Origin of the sequence: Hymenobacter segetis, from assembly GCF_038448715.1 — a bacterium.
GTDB classification, from domain to species: domain Bacteria; phylum Bacteroidota; class Bacteroidia; order Cytophagales; family Hymenobacteraceae; genus Hymenobacter; species Hymenobacter segetis.
Window position 1 is genome coordinate 1 of sequence record NZ_JBCEVZ010000057.1, and the last position, 23,650, is coordinate 23,650.

19 protein-coding genes and 1 pseudogene are annotated in these 23,650 nt (G+C 63.6%); 13 read left to right on the plus strand and 7 right to left on the minus strand.

The window, feature by feature from the left end; all coding sequences use genetic code 11:
* The first annotated feature begins 2 nt into the window (after window positions 1-2).
* From AAFH49_RS17870 to AAFH49_RS17880, 3 genes are all read left to right on the plus strand, one after another.
* Complete coding sequence (locus AAFH49_RS17870; protein ID WP_342300319.1) at window positions 3-1,724, plus strand: ABC transporter ATP-binding protein; 1,722 nt, start codon at window positions 3-5, stop codon at window positions 1,722-1,724.
* Between the two features lie 154 nt (window positions 1,725-1,878).
* Window positions 1,879-2,265 (plus strand): DoxX family protein, encoded by a 387-nt coding sequence (locus AAFH49_RS17875; RefSeq protein WP_342300321.1) that lies wholly within the window; start codon window positions 1,879-1,881, stop codon window positions 2,263-2,265.
* 141 nt (window positions 2,266-2,406) lie between these two features.
* Window positions 2,407-4,134, plus strand: a complete 1,728-nt coding sequence (locus tag AAFH49_RS17880) for a T9SS type A sorting domain-containing protein (protein ID WP_342300322.1) — start codon at window positions 2,407-2,409, stop codon at window positions 4,132-4,134.
* Between the two features lie 47 nt (window positions 4,135-4,181).
* Here AAFH49_RS17880 and AAFH49_RS17885 read toward each other — a convergent pair whose 3' ends face one another.
* From AAFH49_RS17885 to AAFH49_RS17895, 3 genes are read right to left on the minus strand one after another with little or no spacing between them, the layout of a single operon-like run.
* Window positions 4,182-4,883 carry an ABC transporter ATP-binding protein gene (locus tag AAFH49_RS17885; protein ID WP_342300323.1) on the minus strand — a complete coding sequence of 234 codons (702 nt, stop codon included), beginning with the start codon at window positions 4,881-4,883 and terminating at the stop codon, window positions 4,182-4,184.
* A 1-nt stretch (window position 4,884) separates the two neighbouring features.
* Complete coding sequence (locus AAFH49_RS17890; RefSeq protein WP_342300324.1) at window positions 4,885-6,141, minus strand: ABC transporter permease; 1,257 nt, start codon at window positions 6,139-6,141, stop codon at window positions 4,885-4,887.
* Window positions 6,138-7,259, minus strand: a complete 1,122-nt coding sequence (locus AAFH49_RS17895) for an efflux RND transporter periplasmic adaptor subunit (protein ID WP_342300326.1) — start codon at window positions 7,257-7,259, stop codon at window positions 6,138-6,140. Before AAFH49_RS17895 ends, AAFH49_RS17890 begins: the two co-directional genes overlap by 4 nt.
* Before the next feature lie 258 nt (window positions 7,260-7,517).
* On the opposite strand from AAFH49_RS17895, the gene AAFH49_RS17900 reads away from it, so the two are divergent.
* Complete coding sequence (locus tag AAFH49_RS17900) at window positions 7,518-7,796, plus strand: hypothetical protein (RefSeq protein ID WP_342300328.1); 279 nt, start codon at window positions 7,518-7,520, stop codon at window positions 7,794-7,796.
* Between the two features lie 187 nt (window positions 7,797-7,983).
* Complete coding sequence (locus AAFH49_RS17905) at window positions 7,984-9,996, plus strand: cation:proton antiporter domain-containing protein (protein ID WP_342300329.1); 2,013 nt, start codon at window positions 7,984-7,986, stop codon at window positions 9,994-9,996.
* Window positions 9,997-10,004: 8 nt separating this feature from the next.
* Here the strand turns inward: AAFH49_RS17905 and AAFH49_RS17910 are convergent, their stop codons facing one another.
* Window positions 10,005-10,883, minus strand: coding sequence for a bestrophin-like domain (locus tag AAFH49_RS17910; RefSeq protein ID WP_342300331.1), 879 nt, complete (start codon window positions 10,881-10,883; stop codon window positions 10,005-10,007).
* A 352-nt stretch (window positions 10,884-11,235) separates the two neighbouring features.
* Here AAFH49_RS17910 and AAFH49_RS17915 point away from each other — a divergent pair, with 352 nt between their 5' ends.
* From AAFH49_RS17915 to AAFH49_RS17940, 6 genes are all read left to right on the plus strand, one after another.
* Window positions 11,236-12,693: a BON domain-containing protein gene (locus AAFH49_RS17915; protein WP_342300333.1), complete on the plus strand. Its 1,458-nt coding sequence runs from the start codon at window positions 11,236-11,238 to the stop codon at window positions 12,691-12,693.
* Window positions 12,694-12,727: 34 nt separating this feature from the next.
* A complete protein-coding gene (locus tag AAFH49_RS17920) occupies window positions 12,728-13,555 on the plus strand; it encodes a universal stress protein (RefSeq protein ID WP_342300335.1) in 828 nt (275 codons plus the stop codon).
* 201 nt (window positions 13,556-13,756) lie between these two features.
* A complete protein-coding gene (locus tag AAFH49_RS17925) occupies window positions 13,757-14,605 on the plus strand; it encodes a universal stress protein (RefSeq protein ID WP_342300337.1) in 849 nt (282 codons plus the stop codon).
* A 64-nt stretch (window positions 14,606-14,669) separates the two neighbouring features.
* Window positions 14,670-14,927: a hypothetical protein gene (locus AAFH49_RS17930; protein ID WP_342300338.1), complete on the plus strand. Its 258-nt coding sequence runs from the start codon at window positions 14,670-14,672 to the stop codon at window positions 14,925-14,927.
* 95 nt (window positions 14,928-15,022) lie between these two features.
* Entirely contained in the window at window positions 15,023-15,781 is a 759-nt protein-coding gene (locus AAFH49_RS17935) for an MlaE family ABC transporter permease (RefSeq protein ID WP_342300339.1), read from the plus strand.
* A 149-nt stretch (window positions 15,782-15,930) separates the two neighbouring features.
* The gene (locus AAFH49_RS17940; RefSeq protein WP_342300340.1) at window positions 15,931-16,548 is read left to right on the plus strand and encodes a phosphatase PAP2 family protein; all 618 of its coding nucleotides are present in this window, start codon (window positions 15,931-15,933) and stop codon (window positions 16,546-16,548) included.
* Between the two features lie 34 nt (window positions 16,549-16,582).
* Here AAFH49_RS17940 and mgtA read toward each other — a convergent pair.
* The 3 genes and pseudogenes from mgtA to AAFH49_RS17955 form a co-directional block, all read right to left on the minus strand.
* Window positions 16,583-19,117 (minus strand): annotated as a pseudogene (gene mgtA, locus AAFH49_RS17945) (magnesium-translocating P-type ATPase); the annotation flags it as partial.
* A 38-nt stretch (window positions 19,118-19,155) separates the two neighbouring features.
* Window positions 19,156-19,722 (minus strand): hypothetical protein, encoded by a 567-nt coding sequence (locus AAFH49_RS17950; protein WP_342300341.1) that lies wholly within the window; start codon window positions 19,720-19,722, stop codon window positions 19,156-19,158.
* 82 nt (window positions 19,723-19,804) lie between these two features.
* Window positions 19,805-20,659 carry a universal stress protein gene (locus AAFH49_RS17955; RefSeq protein ID WP_342300342.1) on the minus strand — a complete coding sequence of 285 codons (855 nt, stop codon included), beginning with the start codon at window positions 20,657-20,659 and terminating at the stop codon, window positions 19,805-19,807.
* 396 nt (window positions 20,660-21,055) lie between these two features.
* Here AAFH49_RS17955 and AAFH49_RS17960 point away from each other — a divergent pair, with 396 nt between their 5' ends.
* Complete coding sequence (locus AAFH49_RS17960; RefSeq protein WP_342300343.1) at window positions 21,056-22,888, plus strand: outer membrane protein assembly factor BamB family protein; 1,833 nt, start codon at window positions 21,056-21,058, stop codon at window positions 22,886-22,888.
* 86 nt (window positions 22,889-22,974) lie between these two features.
* Window positions 22,975-23,616: a dienelactone hydrolase family protein gene (locus tag AAFH49_RS17965; protein WP_342300344.1), complete on the plus strand. Its 642-nt coding sequence runs from the start codon at window positions 22,975-22,977 to the stop codon at window positions 23,614-23,616.
* Window positions 23,617-23,650: the final 34 nt, after the last annotated feature.

Here is a 23,650-nt window from a genome sequence, read left to right on the forward strand (position 1 = left end):
TGGTGGCCAGCACACTGATTCTCACGCTTATTGGTTCGCTCACGGCGCAGGTCAACCCCTTCGTGCTGCGCTACACCGTGGATAAGGTGCAGGTGCTGCTGCACCACGGCCACAGCCTGAAAGTAGGAATGCCGCTGCTGCTGGGCATCAGCGGCATTTTGCTGGGCAAGGAGGTGCTGAACGCGGCCCTGGATTTTGGCCAGAGCTATTTTGGGGAGGAAATCCGGGTGTACGTGTCCAGCGCGCTGAGCCAGGATGCGGTACGGCGCATATTATCTTATCGATTAGGGTTTTATGCGGCCGGCAGCAACCAGACGGGCAAGCTGCAAACCCGACTCGACAAGGGCGTGGACGCCCTCATGAAGCTGGTGCAGGATTTGTTCATCGACATCCTGCCGCTGCTGGCGGCGGCGGCGGTGTCGCTGGTGGTCATGTTTGCGGCCAGCTGGCGCATCGGGGTGGTGGCGCTGGGTGTGCTGCCGGTGTATTTCTGGCTGAGCTACCGGCAGGCCGTGCGCCTGAGCGGCGTGCGGCGCGGCATGCGCCAGCTCAAGGAAGACAAAAATCACGGCCTGCTCAACCTCATGGACTCGGCCGTGGTCATCAAAAGCTTCGTGCGCGAGCAGTACGAGGAGGAAAAGCAGGACCGCCTCCAGCACGAGCTGCGCGAAACCCAGCTGCGGATGCGCAAGACCAACTTCCTCTTCAACGGCCTGAAGTCGCTGGTGGAGCAGGTGGGGCTGGTGGTCATCATCGTGCTCACGGCCTATCTGGTGCTCTCGCACGAGCTGTCCATCGGCACCATCATGTTCAATAGCATGCTGTTCCACAACGTGTCGGCGCCCATCCGGCAGCTCCACCAGATGTACGATGAGCTGAACGAGGTGCACACTTACTCCGAAGCTTTCTTCGAGATGCTAGACGCCGACAATGCCGTGGAGCCCACCGGCTCGCTGCCGCCCACCAGCCTGCGCGGCACGTTTGAGCTGCGCCACGTCGATTTCACCTACCCCAGCGGCACCCAGGCCCTGCACGACGTAAGCCTGACCATCGAGGCCGGCAAAACCACGGCCCTCATGGGCCTGAGCGGGGCCGGCAAAAGCACGGTCATCAACCTGCTCTGCAAATTCTACGAGCCCCAAAGCGGCGAAATCCTGCTCGACGGCCGCCCGCTGGCTGATTACGATACCCACGCCCTGCGCCAATACATCGGCCTGGTGCTCCAGAAAAACCACATTTTCAAGGGCACCGTGGACGAAAATATTCGCTACGGCAACCTGTTGGCCACCCCGGCCCAGGTGCAGGACGCCGCCCGCCAGGCCCACCTGCACGACCAGCTGATGCAGCTGCCCGACGGCTACGAAACCGATGCCCAGCAGCTCTCGGGCGGGCAGCAGCAGCGCATCGCCATTGCCCGGCTGTTCCTCAAAAACCCGCCCATCATCTTCCTCGACGAGCCCACCGCCAGCCTCGACGCCGTGACCACCGAGCAAATCAAAACCAGCCTCGACGCCCTCAAACGGGGCCGCACGGTGGTCATCATCTCGCACAGCCTCTCCCAGATTGTGGAAGCCGACCGCACCTACGTGCTCGAACAGGGCCGCGTGGTGGAAAATGGCATCCACCAGGAGCTATATGACCAGAACGGGGCCTACCGCCGCATTTTCGACGCCTCGGCCCGCAGCCTCAACCTGGAGAAGCTGGCCCGCACGCTCACGTATTGAGGCCATTGCTGACACGAATCAGTCGCAAAGCCTGCCAGCGTCATGCCTTTTAGCGGGGCAAAAATGCATTTTTGGTTAAACCACCTCTACTCTGCCGGACCGGTAGCGGCCACTGTTTTTATCCATCATCCTTATCATCTTATCCAGTATTGTCATGAGAGCCTCGAACTTCATCTACTGGGCCACGACCATCATTCTGGCAGTCATGATGACGTATTCGGCCTATGCGTTCCTGACCCAACCGGGGATGGCGCAGACGTTTCACCACTTGGGCTTCCCTGATTATTTCCGGCATGAGCTGGCCATTGCCAAGTTGTTGGGCGTGGTGGCACTGCTATTCCCGGTGGGCCCGCGCCTGAAGGAATGGGCCTACGCCGGCTTTAGCATCACGTTCATTTCTGCCATCATTGCCCACATCAGCCTGGGCGACCCGCTGGCCTACCGGGTTGCTCCCTTCGTGGCGCTGGTCCTGCTCGTCACGTCATACCTCACGCTGCACCAGCGGCATCACCCCGACGAGGCGCGCATGATGACGGCGTAGCGCCTGCTTTCGCCAGCTGTCTGGCAGAAGCGCGGCACGGCCGGGTCAGGTAAATGATACAGACCATCGGTCAGGTGAAGGTTTGGGCACAACCTTCACTCGCCCGATGCTTTTTGCTTCACCCTCTTTCATCGAAATGCTATGAAAGCTTTTTTTACGCTGATTATTCGACAATTGTGCCACAGGATGCTGCCGAGCCTGCTGCTCCTGTTGGCTTGTCTGGGCAATGTGCGGGCGCAGGCACCCGCCTGGCAGTCGGCCGTGGGGGCCAACGGCGCTCAAGTGTATGCCATGGCAGCGGATGCCAGCGGCAACGTGTATCTGGCCGGCGCTTTCAATAACTCGGTCACCTTTGGCACCATCACCCTGTTTGGCAGCAGTTTGGGCGATGTTTTTGTGGCTAAGTGGAGCAATTCTGCCGGCCGCTTTGTGTGGGCCCAACAAGCCGGGAGCATTGGCAACGAGCGAGCAACGGGAATCGCGGTAAGTGGCAACTCAATATACATAGTGGGCGATTTTAGCAGTCCCACCCTCAGCTTCGGCACCAGCAGCATCACCAATACGACCACCACCAACACCTTTCCCGATATCTTCATCGCCAAGCTTACCGATGTGGGCAATACCGGCAGTTTTACCTGGGCCCGCCAAGCTGGAGGCGCTAGATATGATTTAGCCCCGGCAATTGCCGTGAGCGGTAGCAGCGTGTACATCGCGGGGTATTACGATAGCGCCACGATTAGCTTTGGCACAACCACCCTGGGCAATAACACAGCCCCGGGTGTCATCAGCACTGATATTTTTGTGGCCAGGCTTTCGGATATGGGCAGCACCGGCGAGTTTGACTGGGCAAACCGTGCGGGCGGCATCGGCAACGAAGAGGCTTATGGGCTAGCCACCAATGGTACCGACGTGTACGTGGTGGGCTACTTTGCCAGCGGCAGGGTCAACTTCGGGACTACGCGCCTGACTAATACCCGGGAGGGGAGCGAGGACGGCTACATTGCCAAGCTCAGTGACACGGGCAGTTTTACTTGGGCACTCCCAGTTGGCGGAATGGGGTCGGAAATCGCGACAGCAGTAGCGGCCAGCGGAAACAACGTTTTCGTAACCGGTTTTTTCAGTAGCAGTCCGGCCTCATTTGGCAGCACTACACTCGCCGCGGCTGGTGCCTCCGATGCCTTTGTGGCTAACGCTGTGGATGCAGGCCCGAGCGCAGCCTTTGCTTGGGCCCAGCGCGCCGGCGGCACCGGCCTGGATACGCCCCGGGGCATTGCCGCGAGCGGCACGGATGTGTATGTAACGGGCTATTTTGATAGTCCTGCGGCTAGTTTCGGCCCCACTACGCTGGTGAACGTGGCCGCGCCCGGCACGAGCAGCACCGATATTTTCGTCTGTAAGCTAACCGGCAGCGGCAGCTTTGCCTGGGCCGCCCAGGCCGGCAGCCCCGCCCGCGATGAAGGGCTCGCCGTAGCCACGAGCGGTACGACGGTGTATGTGGCCGGCAATGCTTCATTTCCCGCCTCCTTTGGCACCATTGGCCTGTCTCAAGTAAGTGGCTTGGCCGGATTTTTTGCCACCCTGGGCACCTCTGCCCTGGCGGTAGCCGTCGCGCAGGCGCGCCCGGATGTTGTCCTCTATCCCAACCCCGCTTCCTTGGGCACGGAGGTGCTGGTGGCCGTGCCGGTTGGCCGGGGCCTGGCCACGCTCACCCTGCTCGATGCGTGCGGCCGGGTAGTGCGCCAGCGCGCCAGCCTACCCGCCTCGGTGGCTCCCTATACGCTAGCTCTGGCGGGGCTGAGCGCTGGCCTCTACGTGCTGAAAGTGAAAACTGAGAACGGCACGCAAGTGTGTCGGCTGGTCATTAACTGAGGCTACCGGGGCCGCATCGCGGCTGTCCGATGCGCTGAACAGCGGGGCTATTGACCTGCGCTAAGCGCTATCCCATTGCTGATGCGCCCATCCTCCATCTCAATAATCCGATGGGTTTTGGCAGCAAACTCCGGGTCGTGCGTCACGATGAGCAGGGCCTGGTGGTAGGTTTCGGCCAGCTCCTTGAAAATATCGAACACGACCTCGCCGTTTTTCTTGTCGAGGTTGCCGGTGGGCTCGTCGCCCATGATGATGAGCGGGTCGTTGATGAGGGCCCGGGCGATGGCTACGCGCTGTTTTTGGCCGCCGGAGAGCTGGTTGGGCTTTTTGAGCGCCTCGCTTTCGATGCCGAGGATTTTCAGCTTTTCGTAGGCCCGGTGTTCGATTTCCTGGCTCGATAACTTGCCCAGCTTTTCGCCGGGCAGCATCACGTTGCGCAGCACCGAAAACTCGTTCAGCAGGTAGTGAAACTGGAACACGAAGCCGATTTGCTCGTTGCGCACGCGGGCCAGCTCGGCTTCTTTTTTGTCCCGCATGAACACGCCGTCAATCAGCAGGTCGCCTTCGTACACCGTGTCCATGGTGGAGAGGATGTATAGCAGCGTCGATTTGCCGCAGCCCGACTTGCCCACCACGGCCGCAAACTCGCCCCGGCCCAGCGCAAACGTGATGCCGTGTAACACCTGCACCCGCACGGGGTCGTCGAAATACTTGGTGATTTGACGGGCTTCGAGCGCAGGCGTGTCCATCTCACTTGCCTCTGATGATGACGACCGGGTCGACCCCGCTGGCCTTGCGGGCCGGAAAATACCCCGCCAGATACGTGGTAACGACCGAGAACACCGCCCCTATGCCGTAAAACCGCGGGTCGAAATTGACCGGGAAAGTGTGCACCGAGGGCAGCGAAGCCGGGTTGAACGGCAGCTGCGCAATGAGCGCCGAGAGCCCGTAGCCGAACACCAATCCCACCGCGCCGCCCGACAGCCCAATGGCCAGCGCCACCGCCACGAACAGCCGCTGCACATCGCCCCCCGCAAACCCGATGGCTTTGAGGATGGCAATGGTGTCCATCTTCTCGTAAATCATCATATTCAGGATGTTATAAATTCCGAAGCCCGCCACAATCAGCAGCGTGACACCCACGGCGTACGAAATGAGCGTGCGGATGAAGGTGCCGGTGGCAAAATCGGAATTGGCCGTTTGAATGTCCATGGCCTGCACCTCGTACAGTTGCGCGTATTCTTTGGCCAGCCGGGGCGCCAAGGTGAAATCGTGGAGCTTTATCTGAATATCGGTGATGTAGTTGTTGGCTTCGCCGAGCAGCTTTTGGGCGGTGGCGAGGGAGGTGTAGCTCTGCACTTTATCCACTTCCAGCAGGCCCGACTGGAACAGGCCGACCACCTTGAGCTGCACGCGGTTGCCCTTCACGGTGGTGATTTGGACCACGTCGCCCACGTTCACCAGCATGAGGTCGGCGGCGGCTTTGCCGAGGACGATGCTGTTGGCCACGGTTTTGAGGCTAAGCGGGTTGCCGGCCACCATGTAGTCGCCGAAGGCAAAAAGCCGGTCTTCCTGCTCCACCTCGATGCCGCTGATGGTGCCGGTGAGGTCGATGGTGCCCACGTTGTAGAACACCTGGACCTGGGCTTTGGGGGCCACGCCGCGCACGCGCGGGTCGCGGCGCAGGGCCGCGATGATGGCCACGGCGTTGTGAATGCGCGGCAACTCGTCGCTGGGCTTGATGGAGTGGATGAAATTGTGCGGCCCGGGGCCGGTGTAGCGGTCGATGGGCTGCTGCGGGGCGGGCTGCACCTCGTTGTAGAGGCGGACGTGGGGCGTGCGGTTCAGCACCAGCCCATCGAGCAGCCGGTTGAGGCCCGACATGAAGCTGAGCAGCGCAATGAACATGGTGATGCTGAACGTGACCCCGATGGCCGCCACCAGCGTCTGCCGCCAGCGGGCCAGCAGCAGCGACAGAGCCACGTCGTAGAGCAGGGGCAGTTTCATTTTGCGGGGGTCGTGAGTTCGTCATCGGGCGTGATGCCCGCCAGAATTTCCACCATCTGGTAGTCGCGCAGGCCGGTTTTCACCCGCGCCAGCTTCCCGTCGGCCTTCCGCACCGTTGAGTCATCCACCAGCAGGCGGCGCGGAATCAGCAGGGCTTTGGGCTTGGTTTGCAGCACAATGTTGGCCTCGAAGCTGATGAACGGATAGAGCACTGGCGGCTGGCGCATGAAGGCCGCGTCCACCTCAAACGTGCGGGTGCCGGTGTTCATCATGGGCGAAACCGTGGTGACGCGGGCGGTGAACACCTGGCCCTTGTAGCTGTCCAGCGTCACCAGCACCTGCTGGCCGGGACGCACTTTCACGATGTCCGTTTCATCGACCTGCATTTCGAGCACGAAGTGGCGGGCATCGCCCAGCAGGGCCAGCGGCGTTTGGGGCGTCACGGCCTCGCCTTTTTCGCGGTAGAGCTGGTACACGAGGCCGTTGATTTTGCTGCGCAGGATGAAGTCGCCGGCCTGCTGCCGGGCAATCTGGAGGTTTTTGCGCGACTGCGCGGCGGCGAAATCGAGCTGCTTTTTGAGCGTCTGGTAGCTGAGCACCGCCGATTCGTAGGCCGTTTTGGAGGCGGCGTAGGCCAGCTCCTTTTGCTCCAGCGTCAGCTTCGTGCCGATGGCCTGCTGCCAGAGCTGGCGCTGGCGGGTGAGCTGGAGCTGGTCGTTTTGCATGGTGCGGCGTTGGAGGGCAATGCGTTCGCGCGCTTCCTGCAGCTGGCTTTGGTTGGCGGCTACATCGGCGTAGCGGGCGGCCAGGGCGGCGTTTTCCTCGTTCAGCTTCTGCACGTCGCTGGATATGGAGAGCAGCGGCGTGCCCACCCGCACCGAATCGCCCTCGCGCACCAGCACCGCCTGAATAACGCCGCTGGCGGTGGCAAACGCCTGGTACTGCCGTCCGCTTTTAACGGTGCCGGCCGCGTACACCGACTCCGAAATAGCCGACCAGATGGGCTTCACGAGCTCGGCTTTATCCCGGCAGCCGGCCGCAGCCAGGCTTATCAGCAATAGCCAGGCCCAGGGCGGCACGGTGGGCGGGCAAGGCAGCGGGTACCGATTGACTTTCATGGGCAAGCAAGCCGCTACCGGCCCCGCCGGGTGCCGTGGTTCGGCGGCAATTTCTGCCGGAGCCGCGCCTCAACAAATGACCTTAATCAATTGAAATTTCGATTGTTGTCATGGCCCCGGAAGAGGCCAAGATTGAAATCAGCCCCGGGCCTGATTCTCCTCATACTCCACCATGAATGGTTTTTCTACTTTTAAGAAGCTGCCTGTAGGCCGTTGCGTAGTGGTCGATTTCCACTCCTTTTTAACGCCCATCTCCCAATGAAAAACACCGCGCATCGACTACCGCACAAACTGGCCGGGCATACTCAGGCCAACCTGACCGGACTGAGTGCCAAGTACGTCCGCAAGCTGGAAAAGCCTCTGGCCAACATCTTACGGAAGCTCAGCCGCAAGTTCACCAAGCTGCTGGATAAGTACAGCGAAGCGCGCAACCGGAAGGCCCGCAAGGCGACCCGCGAGGCGGCCCGATTCCTGGTGAAGCGGCTGTATAAAACATTCGAGCGGCGCGGGGCGGGCCTGGCCCTGCGGTCGGCCTGAGCCGGGACCGATAGCCAAAATCTATTGCTGCATATGATTCCATTTATCAGTTAAAACCGGGTGGGCTGTTGGTTGCCGCTTCGGAGGTGGAAGCGGTGCGTAGTTATCATGAATACCTGGCAATGGCCTGACCCACACGGGTGTGGGCGCGGCTACCGTGGTGGCGCGCCCGGCCCTGCTGCACGCCATGAACCACTCCTTACTCTACGATTTACTGGTTATCCTGCTGTTGTCGGTGAGCGTGACGCTGCTGTTCAACCGCATCCGGCTGCCGTCCATCATCGGGTTTCTGGTGACGGGCATGCTGGCCGGGCCCTACGCGCTGGGCCTGGTGAAGCTGCCCGCCAAGGTGGACCAGGTGGCCGAAATGGGCATCATCATGCTCATGTTCACCATCGGGCTGGAGTTTTCGGTGCAGAACCTGGGCCGGATGCGGCGGGCGGTTTTTCTGGGGGGCACGCTGCAGGTGGGGCTCACGGTGGCGGCCGTGGCGGTGCTGGGCATGGCCATGGGCAGCTCGTTGGGCACAGCAGTGTTCTGGGGCTTTTTGCTGTCGCTCAGCAGCACGGCCATCGTGCTCAAGCTGATGCAGGAGCGCATGGAAGTGGAGTCGGTGCACGGGCAAATTGTGCTGGCCATTCTGCTGTTTCAGGACCTGGCGGTGGTGCCCATGATGCTGCTCATTCCGCTACTGAGCGGGCAGGGTGGCGGCAATCAATTGCTGGTGCTGGGCCTGATGCTGGCAAAAATCCTGGCCGTGGTGGCCGTGGTGGGGCTGAGCGCGCGCTACCTCATGCCGCGCCTGCTGCTGGCCGTGGCGCGCACCCGCAGCCGCGAGCTGTTCCTGCTCACCATCATCGGCACCTGCCTGGGCGTGGCCGTGCTCACGGAGCAGGCGGGGCTGTCGCTGGCGCTGGGGGCGTTTCTGGCGGGGCTCATCATCTCGGAATCCGAGTACAGCTACGAGGCCGTGAGCAGCGTGCTGCCCTTCCGGGAGGTGTTCGCCAGCTTCTTTTTTGTGTCCATCGGTATGTTGTTCGATGTGCACGTGCTGCTATCTCACCCCATTGAAATCGTGCTGCTCACCATTGGGGTTATTTTGCTGAAAATGCTGCTGACGCCAGTGGCTACGGCCTTTTTGCGCGCGCCGGTGGGCGAAATCCTGTTCACCGGCATGGCCCTGGCGCAGGTGGGCGAGTTCGCATTTGTGCTCTCGCGGGAGGGGCTGCGGGCCGGCCTCATCAAGCCCGACAGCTACCAGGTTTTTCTGGCTATTTCGGTGCTCACCATGTGCTGCACGCCCGGCGTGATGGCTCTGGCGCACCCCGTAGTGGCGTGGGTGATGCGCCTGCCCTGGCCCCTGGAGCTGGAGCAGCGCCTACACGTGGGCCACGCCCCGCCCCCGCCGGCCGTGGCCACGGCCAGCCCCGCGCTCATCGACCACCTCATCATCGTGGGCTACGGCCTGAACGGGCGCAACCTCGTGCGGGCCGCCAAATTTGCCAAGCTCCCCTACATCATCCTCGAAGCCGATGCCGACAAAGTGCACCGGGCCTTGAAACGCGGCGAGCGCATGATGTACGGCGACGTGACCCACGAGCACGTGCTGGAACACCTGGGCGTGGTGCGGGCGCGGGTGGTGGTGGTGGCCATATCCGACCCCGCCGCCGCGCTGCGGGCCGTGGCGGCCATCCGGCGGCTCAACCCCATGGTGTGCATTCTGGTGCGCACACTGTACGTGTACGAGCGCAAAAACCTCTACCACGTGGGCGCTACCGAGGTAATTGCCCAGGAGCAGGAAACCAGCATGGAGGTGCTGGCCCATGTGTTGGCCCGCTTTCTGGTGCCGCAGGACGATATTGAGAAGCTCATCGGCGAGCTGCGCCACGGCAGCCACGCCATGCTGCGGCCCCACTCGCTCACCAAGGCGGCCTGGGCCAGCATTCACCTGGGCCTGACCGGGGCCGAGCTGGCCGCCGTGCCCGTCGAGGCCGACCCGCAAACCTGCCTGGACGGTCAGGTTTTGTCAGAAGCGGAATTGCGGCGGCACTTTGGCCTGTGCCTGCTGGCCATCCGGCGCGACGGCGCGATGCTGGAACCGGTGACCAACGAAACGGTCATTCTGCTGCACGACACGCTCTACGTTTTTGGCAAGCCGGCCCAGGTAGCGGAGCTGGTGCAGGTGGTGGAAGCGGCCTGAAATGGGCGCTAAAACAAATGCCGCTGGTCGACCAGGATTTCCTGCACGTCGGTGGGGCGGATGATGCCCCGGCGGGGGCGGTCCAGCTCCAGGGTGATGAACACCACCAGCGTCACCATCAGGTGGAAGGTGACGACGGCCATCCAGTCGAACCGGGCACGATTGGCGCTCACGTAGCCCGAAAAAAAGGCCGTAATGAGGGCAATAATGAACAACATGTACACCACGGCATCGGGCACGTGGGCGCGCAGCGAGGCCTGGCGGGTCACGCCATTAGCCGTCACTTCGTTCAGGGCATCCACCATTTTATCGGTCGCAATGGCATACTGCGGGTCGACCGACAGCCGCACCACGCGGTGCCACACCTGGTTGATGGCCGTATCGGCGTGCACCAGCGTTGCTTTAATAATCGTCGAATCATACGGAGCCGCGCCGAAGGCAATGCGCGCCTCCAGGTAGCTGCGCAGCTCCCGCCGGAGCCCGGCCCGCTCGGGGTCGGGGTAGAGGTTGGCGCGCAGCACGGCCGTGCGGAAGCTGGCGGCCAGCGCCACCAGGGCATCGCGTCGGGCCTCGAAACGGGCGCTGGCCATCGAAAACGAGAAGGCCAGCAACAGGCCCTGCAACGCCAGCAGCGACGCCACGGCCACCGACTGCTCGTTGGTGGCCGTGGCGTAGGGCTTGCGGAGGCGGCCCACCCACAGGCCGGCCCAGGTCAGGAGCAGCAGCAGGCCGAGCAGAATGAGCACCAGCAGGCGCGAATCGGTGCGGTACAGCAGCGAGTATTCTCTCATCAGTTCCTGGCTCAAATGACCGAATGGCTCGCTGCCCACCAGCAGGATGTTGTCTGACTGGCCGCACAAGCCGAATCGGTCAGCGAAAGGCATCATGACATTTCTGGCAATTGCTTCATACCATGAATATCAACCCGATAAGAGCGGTGCTAATTGACGCAAATCAGGTCATCGCCTGTTCATTATCCTGTTTTTTGGCCGAAGGCGCAGCAGGGCCGGCCTCTGCCCTCCAGCTAGCAATGCAGTGATAAAAATCACTGCGTAAGCTGATTGTATTCAATGCCCTGCCCGCCGTAGGGACGGAAATTTACGAAGGGTTTGCCGCGCACCGCCACGTTAGTCCTGCTCGCTCAGCCGCCGCCCGGAGCTGTGCTCCTTCCGGCCACTCGCGCCCGGCTGGCCGCCGCCCGCGCCGCTGTTTTTCTCTCCTTCTAATTCCCGTAAGCTCATGGAAACCATTGAACAACCGACCCAGACCGGCATGCAGGAACACGTAGCGGACGCCGACATCACGGCGGCCATCGAAACGCTGTTTCTCAGCAGCCGCGGCGTGACGGCGCACCTCATCGATGTGACCACCCTGCACGGCGTGGTGGAGCTCACCGGATTCACCGACAGCCTGTTATCCAAGCAGCGGGCCATGGACATTGCCTTGGCCGTGCGGGGCGTGCGCAGCGTGGTGGACGAGCTGGAAATCCGCACGCCGGAGCTATCCGACGCCGAGCTGCGCCGCGACGTGGAGCGCGCCCTGGCCCACGACCCCGCTACCAACGACTACAAGCTGAGCTGCACCGTGGCCAACGGCACCGTGACCGTGAGCGGCGTGGTGCAAACCTGGCAGGAGAAGCAGCTGGTGTTGCGCGGCGTGCGCGGCGTGCGCGGCGTGCGCCGCCTCGACACCGGCAACCTGAAGGTGCGCGGCGGCGAAATCATGAATTCCGACGAGGAAATCTCCACCGAAATCCGCGAGGTGCTCGACTGGGACATTCGGGTAAACAGCGCGTTGGTGGAAGTACATACTACTGATAAACAGGTGCATCTATCGGGCACCGTGGGCTCGGCGGCCGAGAAGGAGCGCATCATTGACGTGGCCTACCAGGCCGGGGCCGCCCGCGTGGATGCCCACGACCTGTTTGTGGCCTACTGGGCCGTGGTGGGCGATTTGCGGCGCGAGAAGTTTGCCCACCGACCCGACGAGGAGGTAGCCAAAGCCGTGCGCGACACCTTCCGCTACGACCCGCGCGTGCTGTCCTACGAGCCCAGTGTGCTGGTGCACAACGGCTACGTCACGCTCACGGGCACCGTGAGCAACCTGCGCGCCAAGCTCGATGCCGAGCAGGATGCCCGCCACGTGGTGGGCGTGTGGGATGTGCAGAACCGCCTGAAAGTGCGCCCGCCCCACCCGCTGCCCGATGCCGTAATCCGCCAAAACGTGAAAGATGCGCTGGCCCGCGACCCCTACGTGAGCGATTTCGATTTCATGGTGCTGGTGTACAACGGCAAAGTGTACCTGGACGGGCGCGTGGGCAACCACTTCGAGCAGGAGCACGCCGCCGACGTGGCTGCCGGCATCACCGGCGTGGCCGAGGTGGCCAACCGCCTCGAAGTGACCGGCACTACCTGCGCCACCGGGGTGCGGCCCTACGGCCGCCCGGCCGCCGGCCTGCATCCCACCCCCATCGCCGACCCCGACTACGCCCTGGCCGAGCGCATCCGGCGGCGGCATTACTGGTCGGCTGGCCTCTACCACCAGGACGTGAACGTGAAGGTGGAAAACGGCGTGGCCACGCTCACCGGCACAGTCGATACCTGGTTCGACCGCGAGCAGGCCGGCTTTGAAGCCTACGAGGCGGGTGCCCGCTTCGTGAACAACGAGTTGCAGGTGCGCACGCCCGTGCACGCTTAATTCCGGGTTTTCACCGTTGCTTTTCCCCCTTGCCATGTCGCCTTGCCTGGTTGTTCTCACCGATTTTTTCGCCGTTTCTAACCGGGCGCTTTCCTACGCGGCGGGCCTGGCCGTGCCTCTGAAGGCGCATTTACTGCTGCTGCACGCCCGGCACGACCAGCTGCTGGCCCCCGACGAATTTGGCAGCTACCACACCTGGGCCGGCGAAGAAAAAACGCGTCAGGCGCTGAAAAAGCTGGCCGCCGCCCAGGCCGTGCCCACCGAAGTGGAGTTCTCCGACGACTCGATTGCCGAAACCGTGCGCGAAATCATCGGCGAGCGGGAGCTGCTGGCCGTGGTGCTGGGCCAGCCCGGCTTCGAGGACGCGCCGCGGGGGCTGGTGGCCCGCACGGCCATGGGGCTGCTGCGCCGCGCGGCCTGCCCGCTGCTGGTGGTGCCGGCCATGGGCTGGGACAAGTTTCCGCCCCGCCGCCTGCTGCTGGCCGTCGATGGCGACCCGTTCAACGTAGGCCCGCACCACCGCGCCATCTACCGCCTGCTGCACGCCCTGAAAGGCACCCTGGAAGTGGTGCACATCACCGACGACGAGCACGAGCGGCCCACCGCCAGCGCGCTGCTCGCCTCCGTAACCCAGAACGACCTCGTGGAAGACGCCACCGATGCGCCCCTGCACCTGCACGAGCGGTACCACACCCGCGTGGCCAGCGGCGTGCTCACCGAAGCCGCCCAGCTGGAGGCCGACATGCTGGTGGTGGTAGCCCGGCACCACAGCTTCATGGGCAATTTATTTCATCGCAGCGTTACGGCCCAGCTCATTCAGGAAAGCCCCATTCCGGTGCTGGTGCTGCCGGCGGAGGACTGATTGAAGGATAGAGTTGGGTGATAAAGAAATGGTAGAAACGGTCATGCTGAGCGAAGCGAAGCGCAGTCGAAGCATCTCTACCTCATTAGTAATCAATGCCAATGCAACGAAGCGGTAGAGATGCTTCGACTGCGCTTCGCTCAGCATGACGGCCAATAAGCCTGCCTTTGACTCACCTTTTTTCTGTTGATTCCCCATCCCATGTCACCCTCCATTCTGGTACTCGCCAATGTGTCGGCCACCGCCGAGCGGGCTGCGCGCTACGCCGCCAAGCTGGGCGCCCCCCTGCACGCCAACGTAGTCCTGCTCAACCTGCTCGCCCTCAATACCTACCCGGTAATGCTGACGCCGGAGCTGGCCGAAATAGAAACCCGCGAAGCCGCGCTGGAACGCAATGAGCGGCTGGAGGGCCTGTGGTCGATTGCGCGGCAGCTGCCCGGCCTGGCCGTGGTGGAAGAAGCGACGGGGCCCATGTTCGATGCCGTGACCACGGCCGTGCGGCAGCATCAGTCCCTGATGCTGGTGATGGGCCTGAGCCCCGAGCACAGCCTGCTCGACCACCTGCTGCACAACCAGATACTGCCCGTGCTGCGCGCCACGCACCTGCCCCTGCTGCTGGTGCCCGAGGCTGCCCCGCCGCCCGGGCTGCCCCGGCGCGTGCTGCTGGCCCTCGATTCTAACCCCTTCACGCCCAATGCGGCGGCCCGGCACCTGGCCCCGCTGCTGGCCGCCTGCCCGGCCACCTTCACCATCGCGCACCTGGCCGATGAGGACGAGTCGCTCGAATTCTCCAACCAGCTGGTACGGGCCGAGATGCGGGCCAGCATGCTGCTGCCCGAAAACGCCCCGGTCGAGCTGTACCAGATAACGAAACAGTCGGCCGCCGACGGCATTCTGCAGGCCAGCTTCGATACCCAGGCCGATTTGGTGGTGCTCATTGCCCGGCCGCGCAGCTTCCTGGGGCGGCTGTTTCACCGCAGCGTCACGGCCCAGGTCATCAGCCGCAGCCAGAAGCCGGTACTGCTGCTGCCCGCCGAGGAATCGGACTAGGCCCCGGCCTGCGGCCCAGTTGCCTCAGCGGCATTCTCCACCCCTATTCATCTGCTGTTTTATCATGAAAACGAAACGCAAATTCACCAAGCCCGCCGCCAACGAACCGGCCACCAAACCCCACGCCGGCACCCCGCACTACGCCAACTTCGGCAAGGAGACCGAAAAGCCAGCGACGCCCGACCCAGCCCGCGATGCCGCCGCCGAACTCATCGCCAAAGGCGGCCCCGAAGCCAAGCTCCGCGCGGCCTACGCCACCGAAGACTCCCGCTACGCCGGCGGCGACGTGTTCGACCTAAAAAACGAGCAAACGGACTTATAAGCAAGCGGTTCTGCCCGAACAACCCCGGCGCATGCCCGTAAAACCGGTACCTCCTTTCCCTTGTGTACTAGCCGGCACGCCGCGTGCAGTTAGCCGTGAATGAAAACTCGTTGCTGAACCAGACCGGCTTGTTGACCCGCTTTGCCGGGCGGTTTTTTCGCGAGCTGTTCCGGCCGCATTTCGAGTGGGCTGAGATGGTGCGCCAGTGCTTCGCGGTGGGGTATCAGTCGCTGCTGCTGGTGGGCGTCACGGGGTTTATCATGGGCTTGGTCATCACCATGCGGCTGCGGCCCACCATGGTGCAGTTCGGGGCCGAGTCGTGGATTCCGACCATGGTGGGCGTCACCATCATCCGCGAGATGGGGCCCATCATCACCGGCCTGATGGTGGCCGGCAAGGTCAGCTCCAATATCGGGGCCGAGCTGGGCTCGATGCGCGTGACCGAGCAGATTGACGCCATGGAAGTATCGGGCACCAACCCGTTTAAGTACCTGGTGGTGACGCGGGTGGTGGCCACCACGCTCATGGTGCCGGTGCTTTCCATCCTGGCCGATGCCATTAGTTTGAGCGGGGCATACCTGGGAGTCCGGCTGCACGGCGACACTTCCCTATCCCTGTTTATCAACGATATTCTGAACAAGCTCACCCTGGCCGCAGTGGCGGAAGCACTAGTCAAATGCGTCTGTTTCGGCTTCGCCATTGGCCTGGTGGGCTGCTATAAAGGCTACCATGCCACGGAGGGCACCGAAGGCGTGGGCCGGGCGGCCAATTCGGCCGTGGTCGTGGCCTCGCTAGTCGTCTTCGTGCTCGATTTGCTGACCGTGCAAATGAGCACCATTCTGGGCATTGATTAATAAGTCCGTTTAGGTATTCGCCAGAACACGACATCAAGCACATCCAATTAAAAGCCAAGGCCATGACAGCCGATGGGAGCCTTTTTCGGCTTGAGCATACGGCGGCCCGCTGGCTGCGGCGGCGCGGGCCCGGGGTCGTTTTGTTTGCCGTGGGCTGGGCCCTGCCGTGGCTGGCCTTCATCAGTCTGGCCGAAGACATTTGGGACAAGGAAGGCTTCCCGCCCGACCAGAAGCTGCTGGCGTGGCTGCAAGCCCACCGCCACCCGGCCCTCGACGAGGTTGCGGTGCTGCTCTCGCGCCTGGGCGGCATGGAGGGCACGGGCTCCTTCGGCCTGGGGCTGATTGGCGGGCTGCTACTGGCCGGCCGCCGCCGGCCTGCCGGGCTGGTGGGCGCGGGCCTGGGCGGCGCGTGGCTGTTGCAGCTGGCCGGCAAAGCCCTGCTCCAGCGCCGCCGCCCCGAAGAATGGAGCCCGCTGGTAGAAGAACCGCTGATACCGGCCACGGTTTACTCCTTTCCGAGCGGGCACGCCATGGCGGCCGCCGCGCTGGCGGCTACCGGGATACTGCTGCTCTGGCCCTCGCGCTGGCGCTGGCCGATGGTGGGCCTGGGCACGGGCTGGGCCGGGGCTATGGGCGTGGCGCGGGTATATCTCGGGGCACACTATCCGAGCGATGTGCTGGCCGGTTGGCTGGGGTCGGTGGGCTGGGTGGTGGGGCTGTACCTGCTGGGTTTTCATCCGCCGCGGGAAGCACCGCGAAGGCAGTAGCTGCCGACTGGGCCGGCCGATGGGCGTAGCGGCGATAAAACCACTGCTTCAGCGCTTCGGCGGCCAGCACGTAGGTGGCCACGATGCCGAGAATGGCCCCATACAAGGCCAGCGGCAGCGGCGCAAAGCCCAGCACCCGCGCCAGTGGGCTCAGCGGCAACAGCAGCACCACCAGTCCGACGGCGGCCGTGCTCAGCACCAGCCACTTGCCCGGCCGGCTGCGGAAAAACACGCGGCGCGTGCGCACCACCAGCACAATGACGGAAGCCGAGAGCACCGACTCGACAAACCAGCCCGTGCGAAACAGCGTGGGCCCGGCCCCGAAGCCCCACAGCAGCAGCCCGAAGCTCAGAAAATCGAACACCGAGCTTAGCACGCCAAACGTGAGCATGAAGCGCCGGATGAACGGCAGGTCCCACCGGGCGGGCTGGCGCACGGCGGCCGGCTCCACGTTGTCCGACGAAATGGTCATTTCCGGCAGGTCGGTGAGCAGGTTGGTGAGCAGAATCTGGCCCGGCAGCAGCGGCAGAAATGCCAGAAACAGCGAGGCCCCGGCCATGCTCAGCATATTGCCAAAGTTGGCGCTGGTGGCCATAAAGAGGTATTTCATGGTATTGGCGAAGGTGCGGCGGCCCTCGCGCACGCCCTGCACCAGCACGCGCAGGTCGTGCTCCAGCAGCACGATGTCGGCCGATTCCTTGGCCACGTTCACGGCCGAATCGACGGAAATGCCCACGTCGGCCGCGTGCAGCGCGCTGGCGTCGTTGATGCCGTCGCCGAGGTAGCCCACCACGTAGCCGGCCTGTTGCAGGGCCCGAATCAGGCTTTCCTTCTGGTTGGGTTCGATTTCGGCAAACACATGCACGCGGGCCACCTGGTGGCGCAGCGCCTCCGGGCTCAGCTGGCGCAGGGCCGCGCCGGTCAGCACCTCCCCGGCCCCGTTGATGTCCACGGTTTTGGCCACGGCGGCGGCCACCAGGGCATTGTCGCCGGTTATCATTTTCAGCTGAATGCCCAGCTCCTCCAGCTGGTCGAGGGTGTGGCGGATACCTTCTTTCGGCGAATCGAACAGGGTGATAAAGCCCCGAAAAGTCATGCCCGTTTCGTCGGCGGCGGTGATGTCGCGCCGGCCGTCGGTCGCCTTCGTGGCCAGCCCCAGCGTGCGGAAGCCCTGCGTGCTCAGCTCCTGAAACAGCCGCTGAATCTCGTCGGCGTATTTGGCCAGCGGCTCGGGGGCGGGGCCGCCGGCATCGGCCCACTGGCACACGTCCAGCACGTTGGGCAGCGCGCCTTTGGTTATCATCAGAGGCTGGCCGTCGAGCTCGGTAAGGATAGTGAGGCGCTTGCGGAGGAAATCGTAGGGGATTTCGTCGAGGCGCGGGCAGGCGGCCACGTCGTCGGGCGCGAAGGCCAGGATGGCGGCATCGAGCGGGTTGCGGAAACCCTGCTGCAGCTGAGCGTTGATTTTGGCCAGCCGCTGCACCGCCGGCGCGGGCTGCCCGTGCAGGTCGATGATGCGGGCCACGCGCACCGTGCCGTCGGTGAGGGTGCCGGTTTTGTCGGTGCAGAGCACGGTCATGCTGCCCAGGTTTTCAATCGACGACAGCCGTTTCACCACCACCTGCTGCCGGGCCATGCGGCGCGCCCCCTGGGCCAGGTTGATGCTGATGATGGCCGGCAGCAGCTGCGGCGTGAGCCCCACGGCAATGGCCAGCGAAAACAGAAACGCTTCCAGCGCGGGCTTGTGCAGCAGCACGTTGCTGGCAAAAATGAGCAGCACCAGCACCAGTGTCAGCTCCAGCAGCAGGTAGCCAAACCGGCGGATGCCGCGCTCGAAATCGGTTTCCGGCGGGGCGGTTTCGATGCGGGCGGCCAGGTGGCCCAACTCGGTGGCGCGGCCGGTGCGCACCACCACGGCCGTGCCGCTGCCGCTCACCACGCTGGCCCCCATCAGCAGCGTATTGGTGCGGGCGGCAAGCGGGGCCTCGGCGGGCAGCACGCCGGGCAGCTTGGCGACGGGGAAGGTTTCGCCGGTGAGCGTGGCCTCGTTGAGGAACAGCTCGTTGCTGGTGAGCAGCAGGCAGTCGGCGGGCACCAAATCGCCGGCGCTGAGGCTGAGCACATCGCCGGGCACCAGCTCCTCATCGGGCAGCGGCTGAGGACGGCCGTCGCGCCACACGGTGGTGCGTACCAGCACCAGGGCCAGCAGTTGCTGCATGGCAGTAGAGGCCCCGTATTCCTGGCTGAAGCTGAGCACGCCGCTCACCAGAATGATAACCAGGATGATGCTGGCATCCACCACATCGCGCAGAAAAAACGAGAGCAAGGCCGCCCCAATCAGAATGAGCGAAATCGGGCTCTGAAACTGCCGAAAAAATAAGCCCCACGCCGAGGGGGCCGCGTGGGGCTTAAGGGAATTGGGGCCGACGGCCTGCCGGATTTGCTGCGCCTGAGCCGCGCTCAGGCCGGTTTCGCGGGTGTGCAGCCGGGCCAGTACCTCGGCGGCGGGCTGCGCCCAGTAGGCCGAAAGCCCGTCATCAGCCAGCGCCGGAGGGGGAAGTGCAGCCATCAGCCGGAAGTAGCGCGGGCTACCCTGAAAAGGACGTTTTATACCCGAATCCGGGTTTTCTTCACCACGCGGGTGATTTGGCCGGTGCCGTCGAGAAACACCTTCTTCTCTTCATGGCCTTTTTTGATTAGCACCCGGTAGGCCACCTTGTCGTGCTGGTTGTGCATGGTGAGCTTTTCCTGGTCGCCCACTATCAGCCAGCCGGGGAACTGGGTAGCCACGTTTTTCGCGGCATCGATGGGCAGCGGCGTGTTCTTAAGGACTTTGCGCGAGCTGATTAGATTACCGCTCTTGTCGTAGACGGCCGTGTAGGCCATGCCCTTGCTGCTGGCATTCACCTGGTAATAGGTTACGTCGGCCTGGCCGGTGGCGGGTTTTTCCTCGCTTACCGACCATTCCTGGCCGTATAGCGTGCCCGGAATGGTAGACACGTCTTTGACGATGGAGCCGGGAAAATCCTTCTCAAGCGCCGACATCACTTTTTGGGGCTCCTCGCCTTTCTTAACGTGATGGATGGTCACGGTTTCGGCTTCGGTGGGCTCCTGGGCCCAGGCGGCGCTCAGCGAAGCACCGGACAGAAGTACAGCAATCAGGGTCGTTTTCATGGCTTGGAAAGATTGAGAGGTGAGAAAAATGGGGGTAAGAAAACCGCGCCCGTGGGCGGAGCTGGCAGAGCCCCACGGGCGCTTACGCCACGGCGGGCAGCACCAGCACGGGCACGGGGCTGGTGCGCAGCAGCTCGGCCGTCACGTCGTGGTGAAACAGGCTGCCGGGGAAGAAATGGGGCCGGGGCATCACCACGAGCAGGTCGGCGTCGAACTCATTCACGGCGTGCAGCAGGCCCGCCACCGGGCCCATTTCGCGCAGGTCGTACACGCTGTTGCCGTCCAGTGGGCCAAACAGGCCGGTTTCGCGCACGGATTCCAGGGCCTCGGCGGCGCGGGAGGAGCCGTGGGCGTGGGCTGCTACGTGCACCACCGTGGTAGTGGGCCGCAGCTTGGCCAGCAGCGGAGCCAGGTCCTGGGTTGCGGCCGTCAGGGCCAGGGGGGCACCATCGGCCGCTACTACCAAGTGGTGTGGGAGCTCCGGCCGGGGCCAGTCTTCGGGCACCAGCAGCACGGGTATGTGGGTGGCTTCCAGGGCCGCGGCCTTGTGCGACTGCGTGAATAAATGCGTAAACCAGGCGTGGGCGTGGGCCCGGCCCAGCACCAGCAGCTGCGGGTAGCGGTGGGCCAGCAGGTGGTGGAGGGCCTCGCCCATGGGTGGTTCCATCAGCTCGGCCTCGGCGGGCACGGACAGTTGCCGGGCCTCACGGGTCAGCTCGGCCAGCACGGCATCGCGGCTGGCATGGGGCCGGGCGTGCATCCCGGGCTGGCCGAAGGCTGGTCCCGGAGGGAAGTTGGTGGGGCCAGACTCATGGTCTTCAAAAACGTGCAGCAGCAGCACCTGCCCATCCACCAGCGTGGCCAGACGGGTGGTGTAGGCCAGGGCGGCCTCCGCCGCCGCCGAAAAATCGGTCATTACAACAAACGTCGGTTGCATAGGGACAGGGGAAATGGCTAATGCCGGCGGCAGAAGTAGGCCCCACGGCCAAAGCCGCACAGGCGCTGATGCGGCCAGCCGGAACGATGCAAAGCTGCGTCCGTGTCGCGTCGAAACACATGATTTACATCAGCCCCCCGGCTAATCCTTGGCAGGGGCGCGCGCAGTGCTTTCCATCTTCCAAGCAGCCTCGGCTAAAAGGAAGAAAATGCCCGCCACGCCAGCGGCCCGCACCAAGCAACAGAGGCCCCCATGACGACCAGAATAATTGCCTTCGGCAAGCAAGATAAATTCTAATCATCTGACAGTCTGATTTCCATCATTCATCCCCGTCATAGCGCTGCCTTTCTTCACATCCTCAAAAGGCTCTTTTCTATCACCTCAACTCCTATACCCATGCGCCGCATTTGTACCCGCTGCCTGCTGGCAGCCACTGGCCTGCTCCTGCTGGCGCTGCCCGGCCACGCCCAGTCTCAAGCAGGGCTGCTGCCACCTACGGGGTTGGCATTGATGGGGGCCACAGCCATACCCGGTCTGCAAGCGCCGCACCAGCAGCCGGCTCCGACCAGTTCAGGGCCTTTGGCCAACTCCGGCCGCCCCGGCGGCGCAGTCACCGAAGCCTGGGTGGCGCGCTACAACGGGCTGGACTACTTCACTGACGAAGGCGAGAAAGTGGTTGTGGACAGGGCCGGCGATGTGTACGTGACGGGAAGGTCTTTCAGCAACAGCGGCAGCGACTATGGGACCATCAAATACGACGGGCGTACGGGCCGTCAACTGTGGGCGGCCCGGTATAGCGACCCGGGCTACAGTGACCCGACCTACGGCAACGATTACCCCACGGGCCTGGCCTTGGATGCCTCTGGGGCGCTCTACGTCACGGGGTATTCCTTCAACGGCACCAACTACGACTACGTCACTATCAAATACAACCAGCGAACCGGTGCCCAAGTCTGGCTTGCCCGCTATGATGGGTCGGCCAGTTTTAACGATTTGGCCACCGCGGTGGCCGTAGATGCGGCCGGCACGCCCTACGTGACGGGCTACTCGAGCACCAGCGGAAGCGGTTTGATTGATTACGTGACGATTAAGTACGACCCGCGCACGGGCCTGCCGCTGTGGGTAGCCTCCTATAACGGACCGAACAACACGGATGACTACGCCTACGCCCTGGCCATTTCTTCCAACAATGACGTGTACGTATCGGGCTCTAGCTACGGGCCAACGGCTTTCGACTACGCGACCGTGAAATACGATGGACACACCGGGAGCCAGCGGTGGGCTTCGCGCTACAACGGCCCCGCCTCCTTCGGCGAGGACCGGGTGACGAGTTTAAGCCTGGATGCAGCCGGTAATGCCTTCGTCACGGGCTATTCCTACAATGGGCAGAACTATGATTTTGCCACGGTGAAGTACGACCGCCGGACGGGCCAGCAGCGCTGGGTCACCCGCTTCAACGGCCCGGCCAATGCCGATGATATGCCCGCCCAGATGGTGGTCGATGCGGCCGGCGATGCCTACGTGGCCGGTACCTCCTTCAACGCGGCCAATCGGGACTATGCCACAGTCAAATACGACGGACGCACGGGCCAGCAGCGGTGGATTTCCCGCTACAATGGCCCCGGTAACAGCTTAGATGGGGCGACGGGCGTGGCGCTGGACGCTGCGGGCCAGGTGTATGTCACGGGGTATTCTTCCAACAGTGACTTTACGCTGGATTATGCCACGCTACAGTACGACCCGCGCACGGGCCGGCAAATCTGGGCAGCGCGCTATAATGGCCTAGGCAACCGGGACGATGTTGCCCGCGCCCTGGCCGTGTCGCCGGGCGGCAACGTCTACGTGACCGGCTCCTCCTACAGCGGGAGCAGCAGTGGCGACGACTTCGTGACCGTGAAATATGAAAGCCGCCGGGGGCATGGCCACGACCACGATGATGACGATGATGACCAGAACCGGACGACTCCCAGCCTGGCGTTGGAAGCCTACCCCAACCCTGCCGCCACGGCCACGGCCATCCGCTTCCGCCTGCCGGCGGCCGGCCCGGTGCAGGTGCAGGTTTACAACCAGTTCGGCACTCTGGTCGCCACGCTCCAAGCACCCGCCCCTACCGACGACGCCTGGCAAACCCTACCCCTGCCCACCGACAACCTGCCCAACGGAGTCTACCTGTGCCGGCTGCTGCACGATAACCAAGTGGAGCAGGTGCGCCTGCAAGTGCAGCATTGAGCGGCATTGCATCGCCCATTGCCAGTGTGTGGGCGGTCCCTTCAGCTGCCGTTCCAGGAAACAGTTTCACTTTATCCTCCCTCGCCATGCTTATGCCCGCCACCAGCTACACCGTTCAGCTCACGCTGCCCGACATCATTCTGCCGGGCCAGCTCGAAATCCCCAGCCAGGCCACGGGATTGGTCATCTTCTCACACGGCAGCGGCAGCAGCCGGCTGAGCCCGCGCAACCGCTACGTGGCCCGGCACCTGCGCGACGCCGGCCTGGCCACCCTGCTCTTCGACCTGCTCACCCCGACCGAAGACGCCACCTACGCCACCCGCTTCGACATCCCCCTGCTCACGCACCGCCTGCTCGATGCCACGCACTGGGCCCGCGAGCAGCCGGCCCTGACTAAACTGCCGCTGGGCTTGTTTGGGGCCAGCACCGGGGCGGCCTCCGCGCTGGCCGCCGCCGCCGAGCTGGGCCCGCGGGTGCGCGCCGTGGTGTCGCGCGGCGGCCGGCCCGACTTGGTGCTGCCCCTGCTGCACAGCGTATCGGCTCCCACGCTGCTGCTCGTGGGCGGCAACGATACCGAAGTCATCGCCCTCAACAAAAAGGCCCATCTGGCCCTGGGGCCGCCCAGCGAGCTGTGCCTCATCCCCGGGGCGGGGCATTTGTTTGAAGAGCCCGGCGCGCTCGAAGCCGTGGCCGCCGCCGCCACGGACTGGTACCAGCGCTACCTGTGATTTTTTCCAACTGCGCCCGTTAGCTCCATTTTGC

Bases quoted from the DNA above. Each gene is read 5' to 3' on its own strand.
- AAFH49_RS17875 (WP_342300321.1), top strand. From the start codon at position 1,879: ATGAGAGCCTCGAACTTCATCTACTGGGCCACGACCATCATTCTGGCA.
- AAFH49_RS17930 (WP_342300338.1), top strand. From the start codon at position 14,670: ATGAAAACGAAACGCAAATTCACCAAGCCCGCCGCCAACGAACCGGCC.
- AAFH49_RS17960 (WP_342300343.1), top strand. From the start codon at position 21,056: ATGCGCCGCATTTGTACCCGCTGCCTGCTGGCAGCCACTGGCCTGCTC.
- AAFH49_RS17895 (WP_342300326.1), bottom strand. From the start codon at position 7,259: ATGAAAGTCAATCGGTACCCGCTGCCTTGCCCGCCCACCGTGCCGCCC.
- AAFH49_RS17965 (WP_342300344.1), top strand. From the start codon at position 22,975: ATGCTTATGCCCGCCACCAGCTACACCGTTCAGCTCACGCTGCCCGAC.
- AAFH49_RS17880 (WP_342300322.1), top strand. From the start codon at position 2,407: ATGAAAGCTTTTTTTACGCTGATTATTCGACAATTGTGCCACAGGATG.
- AAFH49_RS17910 (WP_342300331.1), bottom strand. From the start codon at position 10,883: ATGATGCCTTTCGCTGACCGATTCGGCTTGTGCGGCCAGTCAGACAAC.
- AAFH49_RS17925 (WP_342300337.1), top strand. From the start codon at position 13,757: ATGTCACCCTCCATTCTGGTACTCGCCAATGTGTCGGCCACCGCCGAG.
- AAFH49_RS17885 (WP_342300323.1), bottom strand. From the start codon at position 4,883: ATGGACACGCCTGCGCTCGAAGCCCGTCAAATCACCAAGTATTTCGAC.
- AAFH49_RS17900 (WP_342300328.1), top strand. From the start codon at position 7,518: ATGAAAAACACCGCGCATCGACTACCGCACAAACTGGCCGGGCATACT.
- AAFH49_RS17955 (WP_342300342.1), bottom strand. From the start codon at position 20,659: ATGCAACCGACGTTTGTTGTAATGACCGATTTTTCGGCGGCGGCGGAG.
- AAFH49_RS17890 (WP_342300324.1), bottom strand. From the start codon at position 6,141: ATGAAACTGCCCCTGCTCTACGACGTGGCTCTGTCGCTGCTGCTGGCC.
- AAFH49_RS17920 (WP_342300335.1), top strand. From the start codon at position 12,728: ATGTCGCCTTGCCTGGTTGTTCTCACCGATTTTTTCGCCGTTTCTAAC.
- AAFH49_RS17905 (WP_342300329.1), top strand. From the start codon at position 7,984: ATGAACCACTCCTTACTCTACGATTTACTGGTTATCCTGCTGTTGTCG.
- AAFH49_RS17950 (WP_342300341.1), bottom strand. From the start codon at position 19,722: ATGAAAACGACCCTGATTGCTGTACTTCTGTCCGGTGCTTCGCTGAGC.
- AAFH49_RS17915 (WP_342300333.1), top strand. From the start codon at position 11,236: ATGGAAACCATTGAACAACCGACCCAGACCGGCATGCAGGAACACGTA.